Origin of the sequence: Pseudomonas graminis (assembly GCF_900111735.1) — a bacterium.
Classification (GTDB): Bacteria; Pseudomonadota; Gammaproteobacteria; order Pseudomonadales; family Pseudomonadaceae; genus Aquipseudomonas; species Aquipseudomonas graminis.
This window is the reverse complement of the sequence record NZ_FOHW01000008.1, coordinates 1-23,402: the sequence shown is the minus strand read 5'-3', so window position 1 is coordinate 23,402 and position 23,402 is coordinate 1. Positions and strand designations below refer to the sequence as shown.

Below are 23,402 nucleotides of genomic sequence, written 5' to 3'. Positions count from 1 at the left end.
GCAGGAGCCGGCTTGCTGCGGGCCGGCATCGGACGAACCCATTGTGTCAGCTGACGACTGCGCTGCTGACCCACTGCCTTCGCCAGCAAGCCGGCTCCTACGAAAAATGCCCAGGGCCTGCCGGATTCATCCTAACCCGGAGACTGGCGCGCATTTGGCCCATGTATTGCTAGATACACCTCACAGGTAGCCAACGGCGGTTGCCCACTCACGACAAAGACGTCGCACCCCTTCGCGCAAGCGCACAGGGCTGCGGCGTTTTTTCGTTTTTGCCTTGAACACGTCAAGGCAGGTGGAGCGCCGGTCTGGTGCTTCGCCTGCATGACCTGAACCGTAGCGGTGCGAGCAACACCTCCACCGATCACCAATCCCTGCAGATGAGGTGTTAGATGAACACGAGTTTCTGGAAAGCCGGCCATAAACCGACACTGTTCGCAGCGTTCCTGTATTTCGACCTGAGCTTCATGGTCTGGTACCTGCTCGGCCCGATGGCCGTGCAGATTGCCGCCGACCTGCACCTGACCACTCAACAACGCGGCCTGATGGTGGCGACGCCGATTCTCGCGGGTGCAGTGCTGCGCTTCATCATGGGCATGCTCGCCGACCAGTTGTCGCCCAAGACTGCCGGGATCATCGGCCAGGTTATCGTCATCGCCGCGCTGCTCGTCGCTTGGCAGTTGGGCATTCACAGTTACGAACAGGCGCTGTTGCTGGGCGTGTTCCTCGGCATGGCCGGCGCCTCGTTCGCCGTGGCGCTGCCGTTGGCTTCGCAGTGGTACCCGCCGCAGCATCAGGGCAAAGCCATGGGCATCGCCGGCGCCGGCAACTCCGGCACTGTGTTCGCGGCACTGATCGCACCGGTGCTCGCCGCCAGCTTCGGCTGGAACAACGTGTTCGGCTTTGCCGTGGCGCCGCTGCTGCTGACCCTCATCGCCTTCTCGCTGATGGCAAAAAACGCTCCGGAACGCCCCAAAGCCAAATCCATGGCTGACTATTTCAAAGCCCTGGGCGACCGCGACAGCTGGTGGTTCATGTTCTTCTACAGCGTGACCTTCGGCGGCTTCATCGGCCTGGCCAGCGCATTGCCCGGCTATTTCAACGATCAATACGGCCTGAGCCCGGTGACCGCGGGTTACTACACCGCCGCCTGCGTCTTTGGCGGCAGCATGATGCGACCACTGGGCGGCGCCCTCGCCGATCGCTTCGGCGGCATCCGCACGCTGTCCGGCATGTACGCCGTCGCGGCGATCTGCATCGCCGCCGTCGGTTTCAACCTGCCCAGCTCCTGGGCCGCGCTGGCGCTGTTCGTCGCGGCGATGCTCGGCCTCGGCGCTGGTAACGGCGCGGTGTTCCAGCTGGTACCGCAACGCTTTCGCAAAGAAATCGGCGTCATGACCGGCCTCATCGGCATGGCCGGCGGCATCGGTGGTTTCCTGCTGGCCGCCGGGCTCGGCGCGATCAAGCAGAACACCGGCGAGTACCAACTGGGCCTGTGGCTGTTTGCGTTTCTTGGCGTGCTGGCCTGGTTCGGCCTGATGAACGTCAAGCGTCGCTGGAGAACCACTTGGGGCTCGGCGGCCGTCACCGCCGCCCGTGTCTAGGCCGTGAGCGTCAATCAGCCGCTGACGCCGGTCGCGCCCACTGCGACCGGCCTGCAACTGCGCGTGGCCGAGTTCAGCGCGACCGGGCCGCGGGCCGAGAATCAGGACGCCCTTCGCGTGGTCACCCCTGCTCCGGCGCTGGCCGCCAGCAAGGGTCACCTGTTCGCCCTCGCCGACGGGGTCAGTCAATGTGCCGATGGCGGACTGGCATCCAGGGCCACCCTTCAGGCGCTGGCGATGGACTACTACGCGACGCCGGAAACCTGGAGCGTCGCCCAGGCCCTCGACCGCCTGCTGCTGGCACAGAATCGCTGGCTGCTCGCCAACGGCTTGTTGACCACACTCAGTGCGCTGGTCCTGCGCGGGCGTCGTTTCACCCTGGCCCATGTCGGCGACTGCCGCGTGTACCGATCGCACTCAGGCCTGCTCCAGCGAATCAGCCAGGACCACGTATGGGAACAGCCGGACATGCAGCACGTGCTGAAACGCGCACTGGGTCTGGATCAATACGTGGTCATGGATTATCTGGACGGCGAACTGCGCCAGGACGAGCGTTTGCTGCTGGTCAGCGACGGTGTGTGGGCAACGTTGGGCGATCAACGAATCGCCTCGATTCTCAACGAACAGGCAGATCTGGACACGGCTGTCCGAACGCTGGTCAACGCTGCGCATCTGTCAGGCAGCGCCGATAACGCAAGCGCCTTGCTCATACAGGTCGATCAGTTGGGCTCGGACAGCCTGGGCGAAACGCTGCTGCAACTTCAGCAATGGCCCGTCCCACCCTTTCTCAAGGCAGGCCAGACGTTTGAAGGCTGGCAGGTCGAGACACGTTTGAGCGACTCGCGGCAGTCCCTGATGTATCGCGTACGCGACGGCCAACAGCAACCATGGCTATTGAAGACGCTGCCGCCCTCACGCCTTGACGAGGCCGGCGCGGCGGAGGCGTTGCTGCTGGAAGAATGGTTTCTGCGTCGCGTCGCGGGTCGCTTCGTTCCAGAGGTGCACCCCCTCGGCCAGCGCCAGCATCTGTACTACGTGATGCGCGAGTATTCAGGCCAGACCCTGGCTGAAATCTTCGATCAGGAGGGGCCAATGGCGCTGTCGCCGTGGCTGAGTCTGGCCCGGGAACTGATCGCTGGCGTTGGTCTGCTGCACCGGCGCAATATCATTCATCGAGACATCAAGCCGGACAATCTGTTGATCGAGAAGGCGGGAGGTTTGCGCATTCTGGATTTCGGGCTCGCCTACAGCCCGGGCCTGTCAGCGGATCAAAGCGGCGACGTGCCCGGCACGCCCAGCTTCATGGCCCCTGAAGCCTTCGAAGGCGCAGAACCCAGCCCTGACTTTGATCTATATGCGGCCAGCATCACGCTGTACTTCCTGCTGACCGGCCACTATCCCTATGGCGAGATCGAACCCTTCCAGCGCCGCCGTTTCGGCCAGCCGCTGCCGGTCAGTCGTTACCGACCCGATGTGCCGGAGTGGCTGGAACAGCATCTGCAACGCGCCTTGCAGGCTGATCCGCTGAAGCGCTTCGAGACTGCCGAGCACTGGCTTGTACACTTTCAACAGGGCGAACTTTCCCCGCTGAACACCCGTACGGCGCCGCTGCTGGAGCGCGAGCCGCTGAAGGTCTGGCGCACAGTTGCCTTGGTGTCGCTGCTGATCAATCTGGTTTTGTGGGTGTTGCTGCTCAACCACTAGTGTGGACTTAGTCGTTCGAGGGTACTTGCCTGAATGGATCCAGGTTCATCCCGGTCGCTTGGCTTAGTCCGCCAGACAGCGACTCACCGAGGGTTGCAGAGGGTCAAATCGCAGGCAAAGAAAAACCCGGCCTAAGCCGGGTTTTTCGTGAAGCGAGGCTAATTACTTAGCTTGGGCTTCTACTTGTGCTTCTACGCGACGGTTTACAGCGCGGCCAGCGTCAGTTGCGTTGTCAGCAACTGGGCGGGATTCACCGTAGCCAACCGAGTTTACGCGGTTAGCGCCAACACCGTACTGGTTAACCAGAACTTGCTTAACGGCGTTTGCACGACGCTCGGACAGCTTCTGGTTGTAAGCGTCAGGACCGACGGAGTCAGTGTGACCTTCAACAGTGGTGGTGGTCTGTGGGTACTGCTTCATGAAGTCAGCCAGGTTCTTGATGTCACCGTAGCTGTTTGGCTTCACAACCGACTTGTTGAAGTCGAATTTAACGTCCAGCTCAACACGAACAACTTCAGCAACAGCTGGGCAGCCGTTAGCGTCGACAGTCACGTTTGCAGGGGTGTCAGGGCACTTGTCAACGTTGTCGCAAACGCCGTCGTTGTCGCTGTCGGAGCACACTTCAGCTACTGGAGCCGGTGCAGCTTCAACTTTCTTCGAACCGCCGCCGAAGTTCACACCGATACCGACGCTTGGCGCCCACTCGGTGTCGCCCTGGTCGATGTTGTACTGAGCTTCAACGCCAGCACGGGCATAGAAGTTGTCGGTGAAGTACAGCTTGGCACCGCCGCCGATGTTGGCGAAGGTGGAGCGGTTACGACCGTTGCTGCCGTTCTGATCGATGCTCTGATCGGAGAAACCAGCCGAGACGTACGGACGCAGCATGTCGCCCGGGTTGTTGAAGTGGTACAGAGCGTCCAGAGCGGTGTTCGCGCCCTTGATGTTCTGGCCATTGTCGCTACGGACGTTGTGCACTTCGTCATAGCCCAGACGCAATTCAACGTCGTCGGTCAGGAAGTAGCCAACAGAACCGCCGAACAGGTTGCCGTCGTTTTTGAAGTTACGAGCGCTGTCGAACTGTTCTTTCTTGGCGAAGCCTTCGATTTCGACTGCGCCTTGGCCTTGAGCCAGAGCGCCGAACGAAGTTGCGGCAACAATAGTACCAATGGCCAAGCCCAAGGTGTTTTTCAGTTTCATCCGTTAAATCCCCATCTGGTGATTGTAAAGCAGTCCCCCTTAGCGAGAGACAACTCGTCGGCAAGTCTATCAGAACTTGCCTGCTCGTTAGAGATATTTGCACCGAGTTAAGTTTCGGTAACGCCTGCAAATTTCTCACGTAATTTATCAAGTGCCCGTTTGTAACGCATTTTCGTGGCACTCAGGCCCATGTGCATGATGTCTGCGATCTCCTGAAATTCCAGCTCTGCGACAAATCGTAGCACCAGAATTTCCCTGTCGATCGGGTTCACATGCACAAGCCAACGATCAAGCCCGCCCTTTTCTTCTGGTTTTGGCGTCTTTTCTTCCGACGCTTCCTCGAGGGGGTCAAGACTCAAAGCGTCCAGCAACCGACGCTTTCGCCGCTCCTTCCTGTACTGCGTGATGCATTCGTTGTACGTGATGCTGTAGAGCCAGGTCTTGAACTTCGATTTACCCTCGAAGTTCTTCAAGCCATACAACACCTTAAGCATCACTTCCTGACAGACATCATCAGCATCGCGATCGTTCCCCAGATACCGCGCGCAGACGTTAAAAAGTGTCCGCTGGTACCGACGCATCAATTCTTCGTACGCCCGCGTTACGTGAAACAGCTCGGCGTGCGAACGCTCAACCAGCTCCTCGTCGGAGAGCTCGCGTGGGTCGTAGCGCAGAGAGGGCGATTGAACGTTATTCAAAACAAGTCGTGCCGACAGTCGGGTAGATGTCCGCCGCGCCCGGGAATCGCCCGGGTTTTGCGGCGGCATACATTAGCAGATTCGCCGGCTCAACGGCTGCTCACTCGCTGCTCGAGGAGGATCCGGTTGGACAAAGACACCAACTCGCCTTCCTCGGTCAGCAGGGTGGTCTTCACCGTGCCAATTTCTTCGATCTGCCCTTCGACCTCACCCACACACACTTGTTGCCCTACCTGGTACAACTCACGTACATAAATTCCTGCCAGGATCTGGCTCGCGATTTCGCGGCTTCCCAGGCCCATTGCCAGCGCGACTGCCAGACCAACGGTAATCAATCCGATAACAATTACATGGTTCAGCAGGTCGGTCTTGACCTCCAGCTGACTGATCGCCACCGAAATACTGATGATGATCACCAGCCACTGGGCGATTCGCCCCAGGCCGGCCGAGTAATCCAGCCCTACCCCTTCGGCAGCGCCGCGAACGATACCGTTGACCAACTGCGCCAGCAAGACCCCGACCAGCAACACCAGCGCGGCGCCAAAAACCTTCGGCAGGTACAGCGCCAGCATGTCCAGCGTCGCGGAAACCCGCTCCAGCCCCAGCGATTCTGCCGCCGACACCAGAAAAATCAACAGCACGAACCAGTAGACGATCTTGCCGATCAGCGTCGAAATCGGGACCTGAATGCCCGCGCGGCTGATCAGCTTGGTCAAACCGGTGCCGCCCATCAGGCGGTCCAGACCGAGTTTGGCCAACAGCTTGGAAAGCAGGGTGTCGAGCAGCTTCGCCACCACGAAACCCAGAAGCACGACCACCAGCGCGCCGAACAGATTCGGAATGAAGTTCGCGACTTTGGTCCACAACGCAGTCATTGCAGTAACCAGGCTCTGCGTCCAGAGATCCAATTCCATATTCAATCAGCCTTGTCTTTTGCAGCGGTCCCGGCAAACGTAGTACCGGAACCGGTCGCCTTGCGGCGGGAAACAGGTGAAACGTGAGCGGAGCCGTTATTCACGGCAATCATCAACGCCTGTGTGCAACGACCCAGAAGACTGAACAGATCACCGGCGCCCACCTGACGGTTGGCGGTCTTCAACACTCGGCCCAGAACGGCATCATCGTCCCGGCTGCTGGACGAAGCGTTGAGCATGTCGCGCAGTGATTCTTCAAACGGGTCGTGCATAGGCACCTCACGCAATGTCACTGAAAGACGCAGCCAATTCTGCTGGAGTCACACGACACTCGTGCGCGCCTTCCGTTTTTTTACACTCACACCCAGCGCAATCGCTTGAACAACCACATTTGCCCCACCGCGACGACCAGTATCAACAGGCAGGCGTACACAAATCCGTAGGGATTTTCCGATCCCGGGATACCGCCCACGTTAATGCCCAACAAACCTGTCAGGAAGCTCATCGGCAGGAAGATGCCAGTGATGACCCCAAACCGATAGATGGTCCTGTTCATGCGCTCGTTGCGACGCCTGTCTTCGGCCTCAAGCGCAAGCCCCACGCGCTCTTTGGTCAATTCCAGCTCTTCGAGATAACGGGTCAGGCTGTTGTTCAATTCGTTCCAGTAATCGGCATCGTCCTCCACGAACCACGGCATCTTGCTGCGCGTCAGCTGGGCGTAGATTTCGCGCTGAGGCGCCAGAAATCGGCGCAGCCCCGCCGCACGCCTGCGGATGTGAACCATGTTGCCGTGCTCGGGCAGATACCGTTCGTCGGCATCTATGCGTTCTTCCATGTCATCGACCAGTTCCGTCAGCTCGCTGACCACCGCCTGAACCTTGTCGGTGAGAAACTGAGCCAGATACAGCAGCAATTCCGAGGCTGTTTTCGGGCCCTTGCCTTCATTCAATGACGCGATCAGTTCGTCGGTTGCCCGCAGCGAACGAAGGCGCAAGGAGATAACCCGCTGGGCGGCAGCAAAAATCCGCACCGACACCATGTCCTCAGGCTCTGCGCCAGGGTTCAGGTTGATCCCGCGCAGAAACAACAGCAATTCGTCGTCCGGCAAGGCCAGCAGCCGCGGCCGGGTGTTCTCTTCCAGCATCAGGTCACAGACGAACTCACTGAGCCCGCTGGTCTTGCGTAACCACGTCTGGGTCTGCGGATGGCTACGGTCCCAATGGAGCCACACACTTTCGTGGGGCTCCAGCTGCAGACCATCCAGTGCAGTTGGGGGGATTGAACGCGCCCCGCCCTTTCCGTCCAGAACGAGGGCATGAACCAGCCCCCACTGCGCGTTTGTTTCGTCGAACATTCATGTCCTTACTGAGTGAATCGGTCGCCGTGTGAAGAATAATAAGGCCGGTCAGTCCGGCATCTTCAGTGCGCTGGGCGATACGATGATGCCGTTGTTGTCGGCATAGATGAATTCGCCCGGCTTGAACGTCACACCACCGAAGGTCACTACCTTGTTCAGTTCTCCCAGGCCGCGCTTCTCGGTCTTGAGCGGGTGACTGGCCAAAGCCTGCACACCGAGATCGGTCTGTGCCAGAACATCGACGTCGCGCACGCAGCCAAAAATCACCATGCCCTCCCAACCATTTTTCGCGGCCTTTTCCGCAATCATGTCGCCGAGCAACGCGCAGCGCAGTGAGCCTCCGCCATCCACCACCAATACTTTGCCTTGCCCGGGCTGGTCGGCCTGCTCGCGCACCAGTGAATTGTCTTCAAAGCACTTGAGCGTGACGATCTCGCCGCCGAATGAATCACGGCCACCAAAGTTACTGAACATCGGTTCTACGACCTGAACCAGCTCAGGGTAGGCGTCGCACAAGTCCGGGGTGATGTAATGCATGGGTAACTCCTGTCAGGAAAGCTCTGTGATGAGGGTAGACAGCTAATAGGATAGACAGCTACGAGAATAGACGGCCTGCTTTAACAACCGACGCGCCACGCACATTGCATCCTTATATAGCACCTCACGCAGATCCGAAAAATCTGACCAACGAGTCGCCACCTGCCGTTCGGCTCCGGTGTCGGGAATGGGTGCAGCTTATCGCCAAGTTGGCGCCCAAGGAATGGCTGCGCCGGTGACAATCAGGGAGTTGCCATCATGTTCAGCGTTGATTCAGCCTTTACCACGGGAACATGGCGGTTCAGCCAGTCCGCCACGCGCGGCCACACCTGGGTTTGCGCAGCTTTGCTGACCAGCATCGGCACGTGGCCGAAGTCTTCGCTGAAGCCGTGTTCACGGCCCAGGACGAGAAACGCCTTGTGGTCGCTGCCGAACCGCTCGAAGAGCTCGCGGCAGGCCCATTCCGGGTCCTGATGATCGCCAGCGCCGGCCACGCACAGCAGCGGAACCGTGACCTGTTGCAGCCCGGCCCACCAGTCATCCTTCTTGTGCCCGAAACCGCCGAACAGGCCATGCCAGCGCATGCTTTCCAGAACGACGCCCATGGGTTCGTCTTCCGGGCCGCGCTTGAAACGCGGGCCCGAAACGTGCTCGAAGCGCTTGAGCAGCAGCCGTGCGGTCCATTGCAGCGGCGGCAGTTTCAGCGGCCAGTGGCTGCGGGTGACCTGACTGCCGAACAGCGCCACCGACGCGGCGGCGTCCGCCGTCAGATACTGCCCGCCCAATGCCGCGGCGAGGGTTGTGCCGCCCAGGGAGTGGCCGATCCAGTGGGGTGCCTCGCCGGTCTGCTCGCGCACGAACGCAGCGATGGCCGGCAAATCAAAGCGCGCGTAATCGGCCACGCCGTTGGTCTTGTACGCACTGTTGCGCGCCGACAAACCATGCCCGCGCATTTCCGGGATCCACACATCGAACCCGGCACGGGCCAGATAGGCGCCCAGGCCGATGCCTTTGGGGGAATACCAGAACCGTCGATTGGAAAAGCTGCCGTGCAGCAGCACCACCGGCACGCCTCGGGCATCCGGAGCCGACACAAGCCCCAGCCGGGTCACGGCGATTTCGACAGTGAAATCCGGGCTGTTGCCGGGCTTCAAACGGTAGACGTCCTCGGTCAGGTCGCCACGACGCTCGGCACTGATCAAGGCCACGGGGAAGAGATGACTGCTGCTTTGCATGGTGCTTTTGCTGGACGCTCTTGAAAGATTAGGGGCTGGCCTATCGCCGGAACAGCAGATTGACGCTGCCAGCGCGCTGAAAATCACCCACAAAAAAGGGCGGATTCGTTAAAAACCGCCCTCTCGGGAAACCGGCCCATGGAAACGGGCCGGCATCTTACTCGATCTGCATCAGGTTGGAGCGTCCTCTTCGGACAGGAAGAACCAGGTCTCCAGTACCGAATCAGGATTGAGGGAAACGCTTTCGATGCCCTGCTCCATCAACCAGCGCGCCAGATCCGGGTGATCGGACGGGCCCTGACCGCAGATGCCGATGTACTTGCCGGCCTTGTTACAGGCCTGAATGGCGTAGGACAGCAGCTTCTTGACCGCAGGATTACGCTCGTCGAACAGGTGGGCGATAATTCCGGAGTCACGGTCCAGGCCCAAAGTCAGCTGGGTCAGGTCGTTGGAACCAATGGAGAATCCGTCGAAGAATTCGAGGAATTCATCGGCCATCAGGGCGTTGGACGGCAATTCGCACATCATGATCACGCGCAAACCGTTCTCGCCACGGGCCAGACCGTTTTCGGCGAGCAGGTCGATGACCTGACTCGCCTCGCCCAGGGTGCGGACGAAGGGCACCATGATCTCGACGTTGGTCAGGCCCATCTCGTTGCGTACACGCTTGAGGGCGCGGCACTCCAGTTCGAAACAGTCGCGGAAGTTTTCGCTGATGTAACGGGACGCGCCACGGAAGCCCAGCATCGGGTTCTCTTCTTCCGGCTCGTACAGCTTGCCGCCGATGAGGTTGGCGTATTCGTTGGACTTGAAGTCCGAGAGGCGCACGATGACTTTCTTGGGCGAGAACGCCGCCGCCAGGGTGCTGATGCCTTCAACCAGCTTCTCGACATAGAACCCGACCGGATCGTCGTAACCGGCGATGCGCTTGTCGACGCTTTCCTTGATGTCCTGAGGCAGGTTGGCGTAGTTCAGCAGCGCCTTGGGGTGCACGCCGATCATGCGGTTGATGATGAATTCCAGACGCGCCAGGCCGATGCCGGCGTTGGGCAGCTGAGCAAAATCAAAGGCGCGATCAGGGTTGCCGACGTTCATCATGATTTTGAACGGCAGGTCAGGCATGGCATCGACAGAGTTCTGCTTGATGTCGAAGCCCAGTTCGCCCTCGAAGATGTAACCGGTGTCGCCCTCGGCGCAGGACACGGTGACGCCCTGACCTTCCTGCAACAGCTCGGTGGCGTTGCCGCAACCCACTACCGCCGGGATGCCCAGCTCGCGAGCGATGATCGCGGCGTGGCAGGTGCGACCGCCGCGGTTGGTGACGATGGCGCTGGCGCGTTTCATGACCGGTTCCCAGTCCGGGTCGGTCATGTCGGAGACCAGCACGTCGCCGGGCTGAACCTTGTCCATCTCGGACACGTCCTTGATGATCCGCACCTTGCCGGCGCCGATGCGCTGGCCGATGGCGCGGCCTTCCACCAGAACGGTGCCCTTCTCTTTCAGCAGGTAGCGTTCCATGACATTGGACGAGGTCCGGCTTTTTACGGTTTCAGGACGCGCCTGCACGATGTACAGCTTGCCGTCATCGCCGTCTTTGGCCCACTCGATGTCCATCGGGCACTGGTAGTGCTTTTCGATGATCATCGCCTGGCGTGCCAGGTTGCTGACTTCCTCGTCGCTGAGGCAGAAACGCGCGCGGTCAGCCAGGTCGACGTCGATGGTCTTGACCGATTTGCCGGCCTTGGCTTCTTCGCCGTAGATCATCTTGATCGCCTTGCTGCCGAGGTTGCGGCGCAGGATCGCCGGGCGACCGGCTTCAAGGGTGTTTTTGTGAACGTAGAATTCGTCCGGGTTGACCGCGCCCTGAACGACGGTCTCGCCCAGGCCGTAGGCGCCGGTGATGAACACCACATCGCGGAAACCGGATTCGGTGTCCAGGGTGAACATGACGCCGGCGGTGCCGGTTTCAGAACGCACCATGCGCTGCACGCCAGCGGAAAGCGCCACCAGTTTGTGGTCGAAACCCTGATGCACGCGGTAGGAAATGGCGCGGTCGTTGAACAGCGACGCGAAGACTTCTTTGGCCGCGCGGATCACGTTTTCGACGCCACGAATATTCAGGAAGGTTTCCTGCTGGCCGGCGAAGGAGGCGTCGGGCAAGTCTTCTGCGGTGGCGGAAGAGCGCACGGCAACGGCGATGTCCGGATTGCCCGCCGAGAGCTCGGCAAAGGCGGTACGGATTTCGGCGTTGAGCTTCTCGGGGAATTCAGCCTCCATGATCCACTGACGAATCTTCGCGCCGGTTCTGGCCAGCTCGTTGACGTCGTCGACATCCAGAGCGTCGAGGGCCTGATGGATCTGATCGTTCAGGCCACTCTGCTCAAGAAAATCACGGTAGGCCTGAGCGGTAGTGGCAAAACCACCGGGAACGGACACGCCTGCGCCCGCCAGGTTGCTGATCATCTCGCCGAGGGATGCGTTCTTGCCCCCCACGTGCTCAACATCATGTTTGCCGAGCTTATCGAGGGAAACTACGTACTCTACCAAGGTGATCTCTCCACTAACCGGTTATTGTTGGGAACGCTTTTGGTGCGGGAATCGCGGCGATTGAAAACAGGTAGAATGCGGCCAGTCATGGCCCGCAAGCCGGCCTATCATATCCACAAATTGTCTTCAGCTTAAGGCCCCGGGGCGCAAATGAAACGATCCGCTTTTTTCATCTCCGATGGCACCGGCATCACCGCCGAAACCCTTGGCCAGAGTCTGCTGGCGCAATTTGAAAATATTACATTCAACAAGTTCACGCGGCCCTATATCGACAGTGTCGAGAAGGCCCGGGCGATGGTGCAGCAAATCAACAAGGCCGCCGAGAAGGACGAAGCGCGTCCGATCATTTTCGACACCATCGTCAATCAGGATATCCGCGAGATTCTCGCGACCTCCGACGGCTTCATGATCGATATCTTCTCGACCTTCCTCGCCCCGCTGGAGCTGGAGCTTAGTTCACACTCGTCCTACTCGGTGGGGAAATCCCACTCCATCGGGCACAACTCCAACTACATGGAGCGGATCGAGGCAGTGAACTTTGCCCTGGACAACGACGACGGCGCCAGGACCCATTATTACGACAAGGCCGACATCATCCTGGTCGGCGTGTCGCGGTGCGGCAAAACCCCGACCTGCCTGTACATGGCCATGCAGTTCGGCATCCGTGCGGCCAATTACCCGCTGACCGAAGACGACATGGAGCGTCTGCAGTTGCCTGCCGCGCTGAAACTGCACCGGGACAAGCTGTTCGGCCTGACCATCGACCCTGACCGCCTGACCGCGATTCGCCACGAGCGCAAACCCAACAGCCGCTATGCCAGTTACGCCCAATGCGAGTTCGAGGTGCGCGAAGTCGAGGGCTTGTTCCGCCGCGAAAACATCCCGCACATCAACTCCACGCATTTCTCGGTCGAGGAAATCTCGGCGAAGGTACTGGTGGAGAAAGGGGTCGAGCGGCGGTTTAAGTAGCTGCGCAGCGGCAAATTTGAAGCTGCAAGCTGCAAGTTGGCCGGAGCAGGCCATGCGCTCCGTTCAGAAGCTGTCACCCGGCACGCGCACCCAGCCTTCCATCAAGACCCGCGCGCTGCGGCTCATGATGGCTTTTTTGACTTGCCATTCGCCGTCGACCAATACCGCTTCAGCGCCGACGCGTAAGGTCCCGGAGGGGTGGCCGAAGCGCACGGCACTGCGCTCGCCCCCGCCCGCTGCCAGGTTGACCAGCGTGCCCGGAATCGCCGCCGCTGTGCCGATGGCCACTGCCGCCGTGCCCATCATCGCGTGGTGCAGCTTGCCCATGGACATGGCGCGCACCAACAGATCGGTGTCCTCCGTCGTGACCCGCTTGCCGCTGGAAGACAGGTATTCAGCGGGCGCGGCCACGAACGCCACTTTAGGCGTGTGCTGACGCATCGCGGCCTCCTCGACCGTGCCGATCAGCCCCATGCGCACGGCGCCATGGGCCCGGATCGTTTCGAACATGCTCAAGGCCTTCGGATCGCTGTTGATTGCGTCCTGCAGTTCGCTGCCGGTGTAGCCGATGTCCTGGGCGTTGACGAAGATCGTCGGGATGCCGGCATTGATCATCGTCGCCTTGAACGTCCCGACGCCCGGCACCTCAAGCTCGTCCACCAGATTGCCGGTGGGGAACATCGAGCCGCCTGCGCCCTCCTCGTCCGCCGCCGGGTCCATGAACTCCAGCTGCACTTCGGCCGCCGGAAAGGTCACGCCGTCAAGCTCGAAATCGCCGGTTTCCTGCACCGCGCCGTCAGTCATCGGCACGTGAGCGATGATGGTTTTGCCGATGTTGGCCTGCCAGATACGCACCACCGCCACGCCGTTCTGCGGAATGCGCCCCGGGTCAACCAGACCGTTGCTGATTGCGAACGGGCCGACCGCCGCTGACAGGTTGCCGCAATTGCCGCTCCAGTCGACGAAGGGCTTGTCGATGGCCACCTGGCCGAATAGGTAATCGACGTCGTGATCGGCTTTCTCGCTTTTCGACAAAATCACTGTTTTGCTGGTGCTCGACGTCGCGCCGCCCATGCCATCGATCTGCTTGGCGTACGGGTCAGGGCTGCCGATCACCCGCAGCAGCAAGGCGTCACGGGCCGCGCCGGGGGTTTGCGCGACTCCGGGCAAGTCGTCCCGGAGGAAAAATACGCCCTTGCTGGTGCCGCCACGCATGTACGTCGCGGGAATCTTGATCTGTGCTGCGGAAGCCATGGAACTGTTCCTTTTTATATAGAGCGCGCGTCATATAGCGCGCGCGGCGGCTCAGGCGACGGCCGAGGATTCTAGGAAGTCCTGGGCGAAGCGTTGCAGCACGCCGCCTGCCTCGTAGATCAACACCTCTTCCCCTGTGTCGAGACGGCAGATCACCGGCACCTCCACACGCTCGCCATTCTTGCGCTGGATGATCAGCGTCAGCGTGGCGCCCGGGGTGCGCGAGCCGATCACGTCGTAGGTTTCACTGCCGTCGATACCCAGGGTCAGGCGATTGGTGCCCGGTTTGAATTCCAGCGGCAGCACGCCCATGCCCACCAGATTGGTGCGGTGGATGCGTTCGAAGCCTTCGGCGACGATGACTTCGACACCCGCCAGACGCACGCCCTTGGCGGCCCAGTCCCGGGACGAACCCTGGCCGTAATCGGCGCCGGCAATGATGATCAGTGGCTGCTTGCGCGCCATGTAGGTTTCGATGGCCTCCCACATCCGCGTGACCTGGCCTTCCGGCTCGATCCGCGCGTAGGAACCCTGCTTGACCTTGCCGTTCTCCACCACCATTTCATTGAACAGCTTGGGGTTGGCGAACGTGGCGCGCTGGGCCGTCAGGTGATCGCCGCGATGGGTGGCGTAGGAGTTGAAGTCCTCTTCCGGCAGGCCCATTTTTTCCAAGTATTCGCCGGCCGCGCTGTCGAGCATGATCGCGTTCGACGGCGACAAGTGATCGGTGGTGATGTTGTCCGGCAGCACCGCCAGCGGACGCATGCCGCGCAGGGTTCGCTCGCCGGCCAGGGCACCTTCCCAGTACGGCGGGCGGCGAATGTAGGTGCTCATCGGGCGCCAGTCGTACAGCGGCGCGACTTTCGGGCCGGTGTCTTCGTGGATGGCGAACATCGGGATGTACACCTGGCGGAACTGCTCCGGTTTGACCGAAGCTTTCACCACCTGATCGATCTCGGCGTCGCTTGGCCAGAGGTCTTTCAAGCGGATCTCTTCGCCATTGGGGCCGAGGCCCAGCACGTCCTTCTCTATATCGAAGCGGATCGTTCCGGCGATGGCGTAGGCCACCACCAGCGGTGGCGAGGCGAGAAAGGCCTGCTTGGCGTAAGGATGAATGCGTCCGTCGAAGTTGCGGTTGCCCGACAATACCGCCGTGGCGTAAAGGTCGCGGTCGATGATTTCCTGCTGGATCACGGGGTCCAGCGCGCCGGACATGCCGTTGCAGGTGGTGCAGGCGAACGCGACGATGCCGAAACCCAGTTGCTCCAGCTCAGTGGTCAGACCCGCTTCGTCGAGGTACAGCGCGACGGTTTTCGAGCCGGGCGCCAGGGACGATTTGACCCAGGGTTTGCGCGTCAGGCCCAGACGATTGGCGTTGCGCGCCAGCAACCCTGCGGCAATGACGTTGCGCGGGTTGCTGGTATTGGTGCAACTGGTGATGGCAGCGATGATGACCGCGCCGTCCGGCATTTCGCCCGGAGTCTCTTCCCAGGCCGCCGCGATGCCTTTGGCCGCGAGATCAGCGGTCGCCACCCGCGCATGGGGGTTGGACGGCCCGGCCATGTTGCGCACCACGCTGGACAGGTCGAAACGCAGCACGCGCTCGTATTCGGCGGTGACCAGGCTATCGGCCCAGAGCCCGGTGTGGCGGGCGAAGGTTTCAACCAGCTGCACTTGCTGGTCTTCGCGACCGGTCAGCCTGAGGTAGTCGATGGTCTGTTGATCGATGCTGAACATGGCCGCCGTCGCCCCGTATTCGGGGGCCATGTTTGAAATGGTCGCGCGGTCGCCAAGGGTCAGCGCGCGGGCGCCCTCGCCATAGAACTCAAGGTACGCGCCGACGACCTTTTGCTGACGCAGGTATTCGGTGAGTGCCAGCACCACATCGGTGGCGGTAATGCCCGGCTGCGGACGGCCCGACAGTTCGACGCCGATGATGTCCGGCAGGCGCATCCACGAGGCACGGCCGAGCATGACGTTCTCGGCTTCCAGGCCGCCGACGCCGATGGCGATGACGCCCAGCGCATCCACGTGAGGGGTGTGGCTGTCGGTGCCAACCAGGGTATCGGGGAAGGCGACGCCGTTCAGCGTCTGGATCACCGGTGACATTCGCTCCAGATTGATCTGATGCATGATGCCGTTGCCCGGCGGGATCACTTCGACGTTCTTGAACGCCTGCTTGGTCCAGTTGATGAAGTGGAAGCGATCCTCGTTGCGACGGTCTTCAATCGCCCGGTTCTTGGTGAAGGCATCCGGGTCGTAGCCACCGCATTCAACGGCCAGCGAGTGGTCGACGATCAACTGCACCGGCACCACCGGATTGACTTGGGCGGGGTCGCCGCCCATGTCGGCGATCGCGTCGCGCAAGCCGGCGAGGTCAACCAGCGCGGTCTGGCCGAGAATGTCGTGGCAGACCACCCGGGCCGGAAACCACGGGAAATCGAGATCACGCTTGCGTTCGATCAACTGCGTGAGTGAGGCCGTCAGCGTCGTCGGATGGCAACGGCGCACCAGGTTTTCGGCGAGCACGCGGGAGGTGTACGGCAGCGTGGCATAGGCGCCGGGCTTGATCCCATCGACTGCCGCCTGGGCGTCGAAGTAATCCAGCGCAGTGCCGGGCAGCGATTTGCGGTATTCAGTGTTCATCGTCAGGACTCGATCACGGTAGTTTCAAAAGGCGGGGAAATGCACCGGCTTTGACTTGAGTACCCGATCCGTGGGAGCGAGCTTGCTCGCGAAGGCGCTGGGTCAGTCAATGTCAACGTTGAATGTCACTCAGTCTTCGCGAGCAAGCTCACTCCTACAGGGCTCAGCTTTCAGCCAGTGGGCCCCTGCCCGCCCCATCAGCGCTGTTCGATGGGCACGAATTTGCGCTGTTCGACGCCGATGTATTCGGCGCTCGGTCGGATGATGCGGTTGTTGGCGCGCTGTTCGAACACGTGGGAGGCCCAGCCGGTCAGGCGCGAGCAGACGAAGATCGGGGTGAACAGCTTGGTCGGGATGCCCATGAAGTGGTACGCCGAAGCGTGGTAGAAGTCGGCGTTGGGGAACAGCTTCTTCTGCTCCCACATGGTCTTGTCGATGGCTTCGGAGACCGGGAACAGCACCGTGTCGCCTACCTCCTCCGCGAGCTTTTTCGACCAGCCCTTGATCACCTCGTTGCGCGGGTCGTTGTCCTTATAGATCGCGTGACCGAAGCCCATGATCTTGTCCTTGCGCTCCAGCATCGCCAGGGTGCCCTTCGTCGCTTCTTCAGCGGAGGCGAATTTCTGGATCATCTCCATCGCCGCTTCGTTGGCGCCGCCGTGCAAAGGCCCGCGCAGGGTGCCGATGGCCGCCGTGATGCAGGAAAACAGGTCGGACAGGGTCGATGCGCAAACCCTGGCGGTGAAGGTCGAGGCGTTGAATTCGTGCTCGGCGTAGAGAATCAGCGACACGTCCATGACCTTGCGGTGCAGTTCGCTGGGCGCCTTGTCCAGCAGCAGTTTCAGGAAATGCCCGGCAATGGACACCTCGTCGGTGACGCAGTCGATGCGCTTGCCTTCGTGGCTGAAGCGGTACCAGTAGCACATGATCGCCGGGAACGCGGCAAGCAGCCGGTCGGTGGAATCGAGCTGCTGAGCGAAGCTGGCTTCGGGCTCGAGATTGCCGAGCATCGAGCAGCCGGTGCGCATGACGTCCATGGGGTGGGTGTCGGCGGGAATGCGCTCGAGCACTTCTTTCAGCGCCTGGGGCAGGTCACGCAGGCCCTGGAGTTTCTTCAGGTAGCCGTCGAGTTGCGCCTGGGTCGGCAGTTCACCGTACAACAGCAGGTACGCGACTTCTTCGAATCGGGCGTCGGCGGCGAGTTCACGCACGTCATAACCGCGGTAGGTCAGCCCGGCGCCGGCCTGGCCCACGGTGGACAACGCGGTCTGCCCGGCCACCTGGCCTCGCAGGCCTGCGCCGCTCAATACTTTTGCTTCAGCCATTACTGTCTCCAGTCTTGTAGTTGTGTGGGAATCGGCAATTCTTTCCAGTACGCAAAATGCTTTATCTGTAGGAGCGCGCTTGCCCGCGAAAGCGTCGTGTCAGCACCTGTAAGGTCAGCTGGAAGAATGCATTCGCGGGCAAGCGCGCTCCTGCGATGGGCCGTGATCAGCCTTTCTTTTGGGCAAACAATGCATCGAGCTTCTGCTCGAAAGCGTGGTAGTCGATGCGCTCGTACAACTCCATCCGGGTTTGCATGGTGTCGATGACATTCTTCTGGGTGCCGTCGCGACGAATCGCGGTGTAGACGTTTTCCGCGGCCTTGTTCATCGCCCGGAACGCCGACAGCGGATAGAGCACCAGCGCCACCTCGGCGGACTTCAGCTCGTCGGTGGTAAACAGCGGCGTCGAGCCGAATTCGGTGATGTTCGCCAGGATTGGCGCCTTCACCCGCGAAGCAAACAACTTGTACATCTCAAGCTCGGTGATCGCTTCCGGGAAGACCATGTCTGCACCCGCCTCGATGCACGCGGCGGCGCGATCCAGCGCTGATTCCAGGCCTTCCACCGCCAGCGCATCGGTGCGCGCCATGATCACGAAACTGTCGTCGGTTCGCGCATCGACCGCGGCCTTGATGCGATCGACCATCTCCTGCTGCGAGACAATTTCCTTGCCGGGCCGGTGACCGCAGCGCTTGGCGCCAACCTGGTCTTCGATGTGCATCGCCGCAGCGCCGAACTTGATCATCGACTTAACGGTGCGCGCCACGTTGAACGCCGAGGCACCGAAGCCGGTGTCGACGTCTACCAGGAGCGGCAGGTCGCAGACGTCGGTGATGCGGCGTACGTCGGTGAGCACGTCATCCAGGCCGGTAATGCCGAGGTCCGGCACGCCGAGCGAACCCGCCGCGACACCGCCGCCGGACAGGTAAATCGCCTTGAAGCCGGCCCGTTGCGCCAGCAGCGCGTGGTTGGCGTTAATCGTGCCGACCACCTGCAGCGGATGTTCGCTGGCGACAGCGTCACGGAAGCGTTGGCCAGGAGTGGTTCTTGTGGTCATTGTTCACCTCGGGCAGTTGCAGCTTGAAAGCGCTGCTCAATGTTGCGTTTGGACGCGGCGATGTGTCGGCGCATCAACAGCTCGGCCAGCTCACCGTCACGCTCGGCGATGGCATCGAGAATCCGGTGATGCTCGGCAAACGCCTGGCGCGGACGATTGGGCGTCGTCGAGAACTGGATGCGGTACATGCGCACCAGTTGATACAGGTCATCGCAGAGCATCTGGGTCAGCGTGCTGTTGCGCGCGCCCTGGATAATCCGGTAATGAAAGTCGAAGTCGCCTTCCTGCTGGTAATAGCCGACGCCGGCCTGAAAGGCGCTGTCGCGTTCGTGAGTTTCCAGCACGCGGCGCAGGTCATCGACTTCTTCGACGGTCATGCGCTCGGCGGCCAGGCGACAGGCCATCCCTTCCAGGGATTCGCGAATTTCGTACAGCTCAACCAGCTCGGCATGGCTCAGGGAAACCACGCGAGCGCCAACGTGGGGAACGCGCACCAACAGGCGCTGGCCTTCGAGCCGGTGAATGGCCTCGCGCAACGGCCCGCGGCTGATGCCGTAGGTGCGCGCCAGCTCGGGCTCGGAGATCTTGCTGCCGGGGGCGATGTCGCCTTTGACGATGGCCGCCTGTATACGGCGAAAGACGTTCTCGGACAGCGTCTCTGCATCGACCGACGGGGCAGGCAGGGTTTCTGCGGCATCCAACATTGTTGACACCTGTTGACTGAATACCAGCAAATTTAGCTAAACAAGCCGGATCCGTCAAAGCTAAATGGGTGATTGTCGACAATCGTCTAATAGCGACTCATTTTGACGAAGTGTCTGACAGCACGTATCCCCGCCGCCCTTCGCTCGCGCCATAAAAGCTTCATGCTAGAATGCCGGCCGCCTCAGACCGCCCACGCGCGCAGGCGGCTTCTGCAGGAGCGGCACCCTGGGTCAAACCAAATCCCCATTTCGACGTCAAAGCAGCTCTTTCACTTTTTATCGCGCCTGGACTTATGAGCCGCCACCCTCTTCTCTTCCTTTTATCCCTGTACGTGCCAGGCTTCTTTCTGCCCGGACTTTTTCTTTCCGGGCTTTTTCTGCCCGGAATGGCCCTGGCCGCTGAAAAGACCGTGTATGGCCTGAACGAATACGCCGAGCTGGCCGACATCGACCTGCAGGTCGCCGCCAAACTGGACACCGGCGCCAAAACCGCCTCCCTCAGCGCTCGCGACATCAAACGCTTCAAGCGCAATGGCGACTCCTGGGTACGTTTTTACCTGGCCATCGACGACGCCCACGAACACCCCATCGAACGCCCCCTGGCGCGGGTCAGCAAGATCAAGCGCCGCGCGGGCGACATTGATGCCGATGACGACAAGAAATACACCGCCCGCCCGGTCATCAGCCTGGATGTCTGCATGGGCGCGGCGCTGCGCACCATAGAAGTGAACTTGACCGACCGCAGCGCATTCCAATACCCGCTTTTGATTGGCTCCGAAGCCCTCAAGCACTTCGACGCGCTGGTCGATCCAAGCCTGAAATACGCAGCGGGCAAGCCTGCCTGCGTCAATGCTCCAACCGCAGAGTAACGACATGCGCTCTCTTACCCTCCATCTGAAGATCCTGATCGCGACCCTCGTCACGCTGGGCATCGCGATTACGGCTTATCAGATATTGGTGCTCGGCATCCCGGTGACCGAAGACGAAACCGACGACCTGTGGAACATCGACGCCAAGGTCGAGTTCGTCGCCAACCCGAAAGACACGGTCAAGGTGCAGATGTACGTGCCGCCCCTTTCGCGCGATTACATCAGCCTCAATGAAAGCTTTATCTCCAACAACTATGGCGTGAACGTCAACCGCGCCGACGGTAACCGCAAGGTCACCTGGTCCGCGCGCCGGGCCAACGGCAACCAGACGCTGTACTACCGGCTGGTGTTGACCAAGCGCTACAGCGGCGAGAAAGCCAAGATCAAAGGGCCGATCTTCCGCGACAGTATCGTCGTCGAAGGCCCGGAAAAAATCGCCGCCGACGCCCTGCTTGCGCCGATCCGGCAGCATTCTGCCGACGTTGAAACCTTCGTCAGCGAAGCCATCAAGCGTGTCAACAATCTGAGCGACGACAACGTCAAGCTGCTGCTGGCCGGCGATACGTCTGTGCAGAACAAGGCACGGATCACCGAAACCTTGCTGTCCATCGCCCACGTGCCGGTGGAGAAAGCCCACACCATTCGCCTTGTGGCCGACCAGCCGCAGTCACCCGAACTGTGGCTGCGCAGCTTCAATGGCAAGGAATGGCTGTATTTCAATCCGGAAACCGGCGAAGCGGGTCTGCCCCAGGACCGCCTGCTGTGGTGGATCGGCAACGACAATCTGATCTCCGTTGAGGGTGGCAAGAAGGCCACCGTGAGTTTCAGCCTGAACAACAGCGAGATGAACGCGATTCGTCTGGCCAAGCTGACCGATGAAAGCACCGACGCCGATTTCCTCGAATACTCGCTGTACAGCTTGCCGCTGCAAACCCAGCAGACCTTCATGATCATGGTGATGATCCCGATCGGCGTCCTGGTGATCCTGATCCTGCGCAATCTGGTGGGCCTGCAGACGCTCGGGACCTTCACCCCGGTGCTGATCGCGCTGGCGTTCCGCGAGACCCAGCTGGGCTTCGGCATCGTGCTGTTTACCATCATCACCGCGCTGGGCCTGTCCCTGCGCTCGTACTTGGAACACCTCAAGCTGCAAATGCTGCCGAGGCTGTCGGTGGTGCTGACGTTCGTGGTGGTACTGATCGCCGCCATCAGCCTGTTCAGCCACAAGCTGGGCCTTGAGCGCGGGCTTTCGGTGGCGCTGTTCCCGATGGTGATTCTGACCATGACCATCGAACGCCTGTCGATCACCTGGGAAGAACGCGGCGGCGGCCATGCGATGAAAGTCGCCATCGGCACGCTGTTCGCGGCGTCTCTGGCGCACATCATCATGAGCATCCCGGAGTTCATCTACTTCGTGTTCACCTTCCCGGCGATCCTGTTGATCCTGGTGGGCTTCATGCTGGCGATGGGGCGTTATCGCGGTTATCGGCTGACCGAACTGGTCCGCTTCAAGGCCTTCCTTAAAGAAGACGCCGAGCGGGAAAACCACAAATGATCGGCTGGTGGAAAACCTGGAAGGCGCTGGAAGCCAAGGGGATCATGGGCATCAACCGGCGTAACGCCGACTACGTGCTCAAGTACAACAAGCGCAGCCTCTACCCCATCGTCGATGACAAGATCATCACCAAGGAGCGGGCGATCGCGGCGGGCATTCATGTGCCCGAGCTGTACGGGATCATTTCCACCGAAAAGGAAATCGACAAGCTCGAGACGATCATCGGCGGTCGCAGCGACTTCGTCGTCAAGCCCGCCAAGGGCGCGGGCGGCGACGGCATTCTGGTCATAGCCGACCGTTTCGAAGAGCGCTTCCGTACGATTTCCGGGCGCATCATCAGCCACGACGAAATCGAGCATCAGATTTCCAGCATTCTCACCGGGCTGTATTCCCTCGGCGGCCATCGCGATCGCGCGCTGATCGAATACCGGGTCACACCGGATCAGATCTTCAAGAGCATCAGTTACGAGGGCGTTCCGGACATTCGCGTGATCGTGCTGATGGGGTACCCGGTGATGGCCATGCTGCGCCTCCCCACACGGCAGTCAGGCGGCAAGGCCAACCTGCACCAGGGCGCCATCGGAGTTGGCGTCGATCTGGCGACCGGCCTGACCCTGCGCGGCACCTGGCTGAACAACATCATCAGCAAGCACCCCGACACCACCAACGCGGTGGATGGCGTGCAACTGCCGAATTGGGACGGCTTCATGAAGCTCGCGGCAGAGTGCTACGAGCTGTGCGGCCTGGGTTATATCGGCGTCGACATGGTGCTGGATCAGGACCGCGGGCCGTTGATCCTGGAGCTGAATGCCCGGCCGGGGCTGAACATTCAGATCGCCAATGACTGCGGGCTGACTCACCGGACTGTGGCGGTGGAGAAGCGGCTCGAAGAGCTGGCAGCGGAAGGTGTTCAGGAAAGCCCGGAAGAGCGGGTCAAGTTTGCCCAGGGCTTGTTCGGGCACGTTTGAGGTTTTGTCCATTGATCAGTGTTCGCCGATAAACTGATGTCGATCATACCGGCCCCTTCCCGGCTGAAGCCGGTCCCACTCGATACCGCGTGCAGTCAATGGAATTGGCTGAAATGCCGACTGAGGGACTGCCTGGACCTCAACTGTGGGACTGCCTGGACCTCGACTGCGGGACCGGCTTTAGCCGGGAAGACGTCAGGCGTCACTCCGCAAATCTGATGGCGTTCACACCGGCCCCTTCCCGGCTGAAGCCGGTCCTACTAGA

The 23,402-nt window shown here is 60.8% G+C and carries 19 protein-coding genes; 6 read left to right on the top strand and 13 right to left on the bottom strand.

All coding sequences use genetic code 11. The annotated features are described in order from the left end of the window. Positions 1-389: 389 nt before the first annotated feature. Together BMY98_RS08110 and BMY98_RS08105 are read left to right on the top strand one after the other, a co-directional pair. Positions 390-1,601, top strand: a complete 1,212-nt coding sequence (locus BMY98_RS08110; RefSeq protein WP_074887156.1) for a nitrate/nitrite transporter — start codon at positions 390-392, stop codon at positions 1,599-1,601. Positions 1,602-1,652: 51 nt separating this feature from the next. Then, positions 1,653-3,305 (top strand): bifunctional protein-serine/threonine kinase/phosphatase, encoded by a 1,653-nt coding sequence (locus tag BMY98_RS08105; RefSeq protein WP_074887507.1) that lies wholly within the window; start codon positions 1,653-1,655, stop codon positions 3,303-3,305. Between the two features lie 162 nt (positions 3,306-3,467). Here BMY98_RS08105 and BMY98_RS08100 read toward each other — a convergent pair whose 3' ends face one another. The 8 genes from BMY98_RS08100 to ppsA all read right to left on the bottom strand — a co-directional run bounded on the left by BMY98_RS08100 (position 3,468) and on the right by ppsA (position 11,790). Then, positions 3,468-4,502, bottom strand: coding sequence for an OmpA family protein (locus tag BMY98_RS08100; RefSeq protein ID WP_065988496.1), 1,035 nt, complete (start codon positions 4,500-4,502; stop codon positions 3,468-3,470). 107 nt (positions 4,503-4,609) lie between these two features. Continuing rightward, entirely contained in the window at positions 4,610-5,200 is a 591-nt protein-coding gene (sigX, locus tag BMY98_RS08095) for an RNA polymerase sigma factor SigX (RefSeq protein ID WP_074887153.1), read from the bottom strand. A gap of 89 nt (positions 5,201-5,289) precedes the next feature. Continuing rightward, entirely contained in the window at positions 5,290-6,114 is an 825-nt protein-coding gene (locus BMY98_RS08090) for a mechanosensitive ion channel family protein (protein WP_074887148.1), read from the bottom strand. Positions 6,115-6,116: 2 nt separating this feature from the next. Next, complete coding sequence (locus BMY98_RS08085) at positions 6,117-6,386, bottom strand: CrfX protein (RefSeq protein WP_074887145.1); 270 nt, start codon at positions 6,384-6,386, stop codon at positions 6,117-6,119. Between the two features lie 86 nt (positions 6,387-6,472). Beyond that, positions 6,473-7,468 carry a zinc transporter ZntB gene (locus tag BMY98_RS08080; protein WP_074887141.1) on the bottom strand — a complete coding sequence of 332 codons (996 nt, stop codon included), beginning with the start codon at positions 7,466-7,468 and terminating at the stop codon, positions 6,473-6,475. 51 nt (positions 7,469-7,519) lie between these two features. Then, the gene (gene rraA, locus BMY98_RS08075) at positions 7,520-8,008 is read right to left on the bottom strand and encodes a ribonuclease E activity regulator RraA (RefSeq protein WP_074887138.1); all 489 of its coding nucleotides are present in this window, start codon (positions 8,006-8,008) and stop codon (positions 7,520-7,522) included. Between the two features lie 242 nt (positions 8,009-8,250). Beyond that, positions 8,251-9,243: an alpha/beta fold hydrolase gene (locus BMY98_RS08070; RefSeq protein WP_074887136.1), complete on the bottom strand. Its 993-nt coding sequence runs from the start codon at positions 9,241-9,243 to the stop codon at positions 8,251-8,253. A gap of 171 nt (positions 9,244-9,414) precedes the next feature. Next, positions 9,415-11,790 (bottom strand): phosphoenolpyruvate synthase, encoded by a 2,376-nt coding sequence (ppsA, locus tag BMY98_RS08065; protein WP_074887134.1) that lies wholly within the window; start codon positions 11,788-11,790, stop codon positions 9,415-9,417. 150 nt (positions 11,791-11,940) lie between these two features. Between ppsA and ppsR the strand changes: the two genes are divergently transcribed. Next, entirely contained in the window at positions 11,941-12,759 is an 819-nt protein-coding gene (gene ppsR, locus BMY98_RS08060) for a posphoenolpyruvate synthetase regulatory kinase/phosphorylase PpsR (RefSeq protein WP_074887131.1), read from the top strand. Between the two features lie 63 nt (positions 12,760-12,822). On the opposite strand, the gene prpF is transcribed toward ppsR, so the two are convergent. The 5 genes from prpF to BMY98_RS08035 all read right to left on the bottom strand — a co-directional run bounded on the left by prpF (position 12,823) and on the right by BMY98_RS08035 (position 19,745). Then, positions 12,823-14,013, bottom strand: a complete 1,191-nt coding sequence (prpF, locus tag BMY98_RS08055) for a 2-methylaconitate cis-trans isomerase PrpF (protein ID WP_074887128.1) — start codon at positions 14,011-14,013, stop codon at positions 12,823-12,825. Positions 14,014-14,064: 51 nt separating this feature from the next. After that, positions 14,065-16,659 (bottom strand): Fe/S-dependent 2-methylisocitrate dehydratase AcnD, encoded by a 2,595-nt coding sequence (acnD, locus tag BMY98_RS08050; protein WP_074887125.1) that lies wholly within the window; start codon positions 16,657-16,659, stop codon positions 14,065-14,067. A 197-nt stretch (positions 16,660-16,856) separates the two neighbouring features. Further along, complete coding sequence (prpC, locus tag BMY98_RS08045) at positions 16,857-17,984, bottom strand: bifunctional 2-methylcitrate synthase/citrate synthase (protein ID WP_074887122.1); 1,128 nt, start codon at positions 17,982-17,984, stop codon at positions 16,857-16,859. A 166-nt stretch (positions 17,985-18,150) separates the two neighbouring features. Beyond that, a complete protein-coding gene (gene prpB, locus BMY98_RS08040; protein WP_074887119.1) occupies positions 18,151-19,041 on the bottom strand; it encodes a methylisocitrate lyase in 891 nt (296 codons plus the stop codon). Beyond that, on the bottom strand, positions 19,038-19,745 hold the full coding sequence (locus BMY98_RS08035) for a GntR family transcriptional regulator (RefSeq protein WP_074887115.1): 708 nt from the start codon (positions 19,743-19,745) through the stop codon (positions 19,038-19,040). Before BMY98_RS08035 ends, prpB begins: the two co-directional genes overlap by 4 nt. A gap of 293 nt (positions 19,746-20,038) precedes the next feature. Between BMY98_RS08035 and rloA the strand changes: the two genes are divergently transcribed. Genes rloA through BMY98_RS08020 form a run of 3 tightly spaced genes read left to right on the top strand, consistent with a single transcriptional unit; the run spans position 20,039 to position 23,137 of the window. Continuing rightward, the gene (gene rloA, locus BMY98_RS08030) at positions 20,039-20,614 is read left to right on the top strand and encodes a retropepsin-like aspartic peptidase RloA (protein ID WP_083398746.1); all 576 of its coding nucleotides are present in this window, start codon (positions 20,039-20,041) and stop codon (positions 20,612-20,614) included. Between the two features lie 4 nt (positions 20,615-20,618). Next, a complete protein-coding gene (rloB, locus tag BMY98_RS08025; RefSeq protein ID WP_074887109.1) occupies positions 20,619-22,169 on the top strand; it encodes an osmotic stress tolerance membrane protein RloB in 1,551 nt (516 codons plus the stop codon). Then, positions 22,169-23,137, top strand: coding sequence for an alpha-L-glutamate ligase-like protein (locus BMY98_RS08020; RefSeq protein WP_175514153.1), 969 nt, complete (start codon positions 22,169-22,171; stop codon positions 23,135-23,137). Before rloB ends, BMY98_RS08020 begins: the two co-directional genes overlap by 1 nt. Positions 23,138-23,402: the final 265 nt, after the last annotated feature.

Bases quoted from the DNA above. Each gene is read 5' to 3' on its own strand.
- BMY98_RS08110 (WP_074887156.1), top strand. From the start codon at position 390: ATGAACACGAGTTTCTGGAAAGCCGGCCATAAACCGACACTGTTCGCA.
- BMY98_RS08100 (WP_065988496.1), bottom strand. From the start codon at position 4,502: ATGAAACTGAAAAACACCTTGGGCTTGGCCATTGGTACTATTGTTGCC.
- BMY98_RS08090 (WP_074887148.1), bottom strand. From the start codon at position 6,114: ATGGAATTGGATCTCTGGACGCAGAGCCTGGTTACTGCAATGACTGCG.
- BMY98_RS08085 (WP_074887145.1), bottom strand. From the start codon at position 6,386: ATGCACGACCCGTTTGAAGAATCACTGCGCGACATGCTCAACGCTTCG.
- BMY98_RS08080 (WP_074887141.1), bottom strand. From the start codon at position 7,468: ATGTTCGACGAAACAAACGCGCAGTGGGGGCTGGTTCATGCCCTCGTT.
- rraA (WP_074887138.1), bottom strand. From the start codon at position 8,008: ATGCATTACATCACCCCGGACTTGTGCGACGCCTACCCTGAGCTGGTT.
- BMY98_RS08070 (WP_074887136.1), bottom strand. From the start codon at position 9,243: ATGCAAAGCAGCAGTCATCTCTTCCCCGTGGCCTTGATCAGTGCCGAG.
- ppsR (WP_074887131.1), top strand. From the start codon at position 11,941: ATGAAACGATCCGCTTTTTTCATCTCCGATGGCACCGGCATCACCGCC.
- prpF (WP_074887128.1), bottom strand. From the start codon at position 14,013: ATGGCTTCCGCAGCACAGATCAAGATTCCCGCGACGTACATGCGTGGC.
- acnD (WP_074887125.1), bottom strand. From the start codon at position 16,659: ATGAACACTGAATACCGCAAATCGCTGCCCGGCACTGCGCTGGATTAC.
- prpC (WP_074887122.1), bottom strand. From the start codon at position 17,984: ATGGCTGAAGCAAAAGTATTGAGCGGCGCAGGCCTGCGAGGCCAGGTG.
- prpB (WP_074887119.1), bottom strand. From the start codon at position 19,041: ATGACCACAAGAACCACTCCTGGCCAACGCTTCCGTGACGCTGTCGCC.
- BMY98_RS08035 (WP_074887115.1), bottom strand. From the start codon at position 19,745: ATGTTGGATGCCGCAGAAACCCTGCCTGCCCCGTCGGTCGATGCAGAG.
- rloA (WP_083398746.1), top strand. From the start codon at position 20,039: ATGAGCCGCCACCCTCTTCTCTTCCTTTTATCCCTGTACGTGCCAGGC.
- rloB (WP_074887109.1), top strand. From the start codon at position 20,619: ATGCGCTCTCTTACCCTCCATCTGAAGATCCTGATCGCGACCCTCGTC.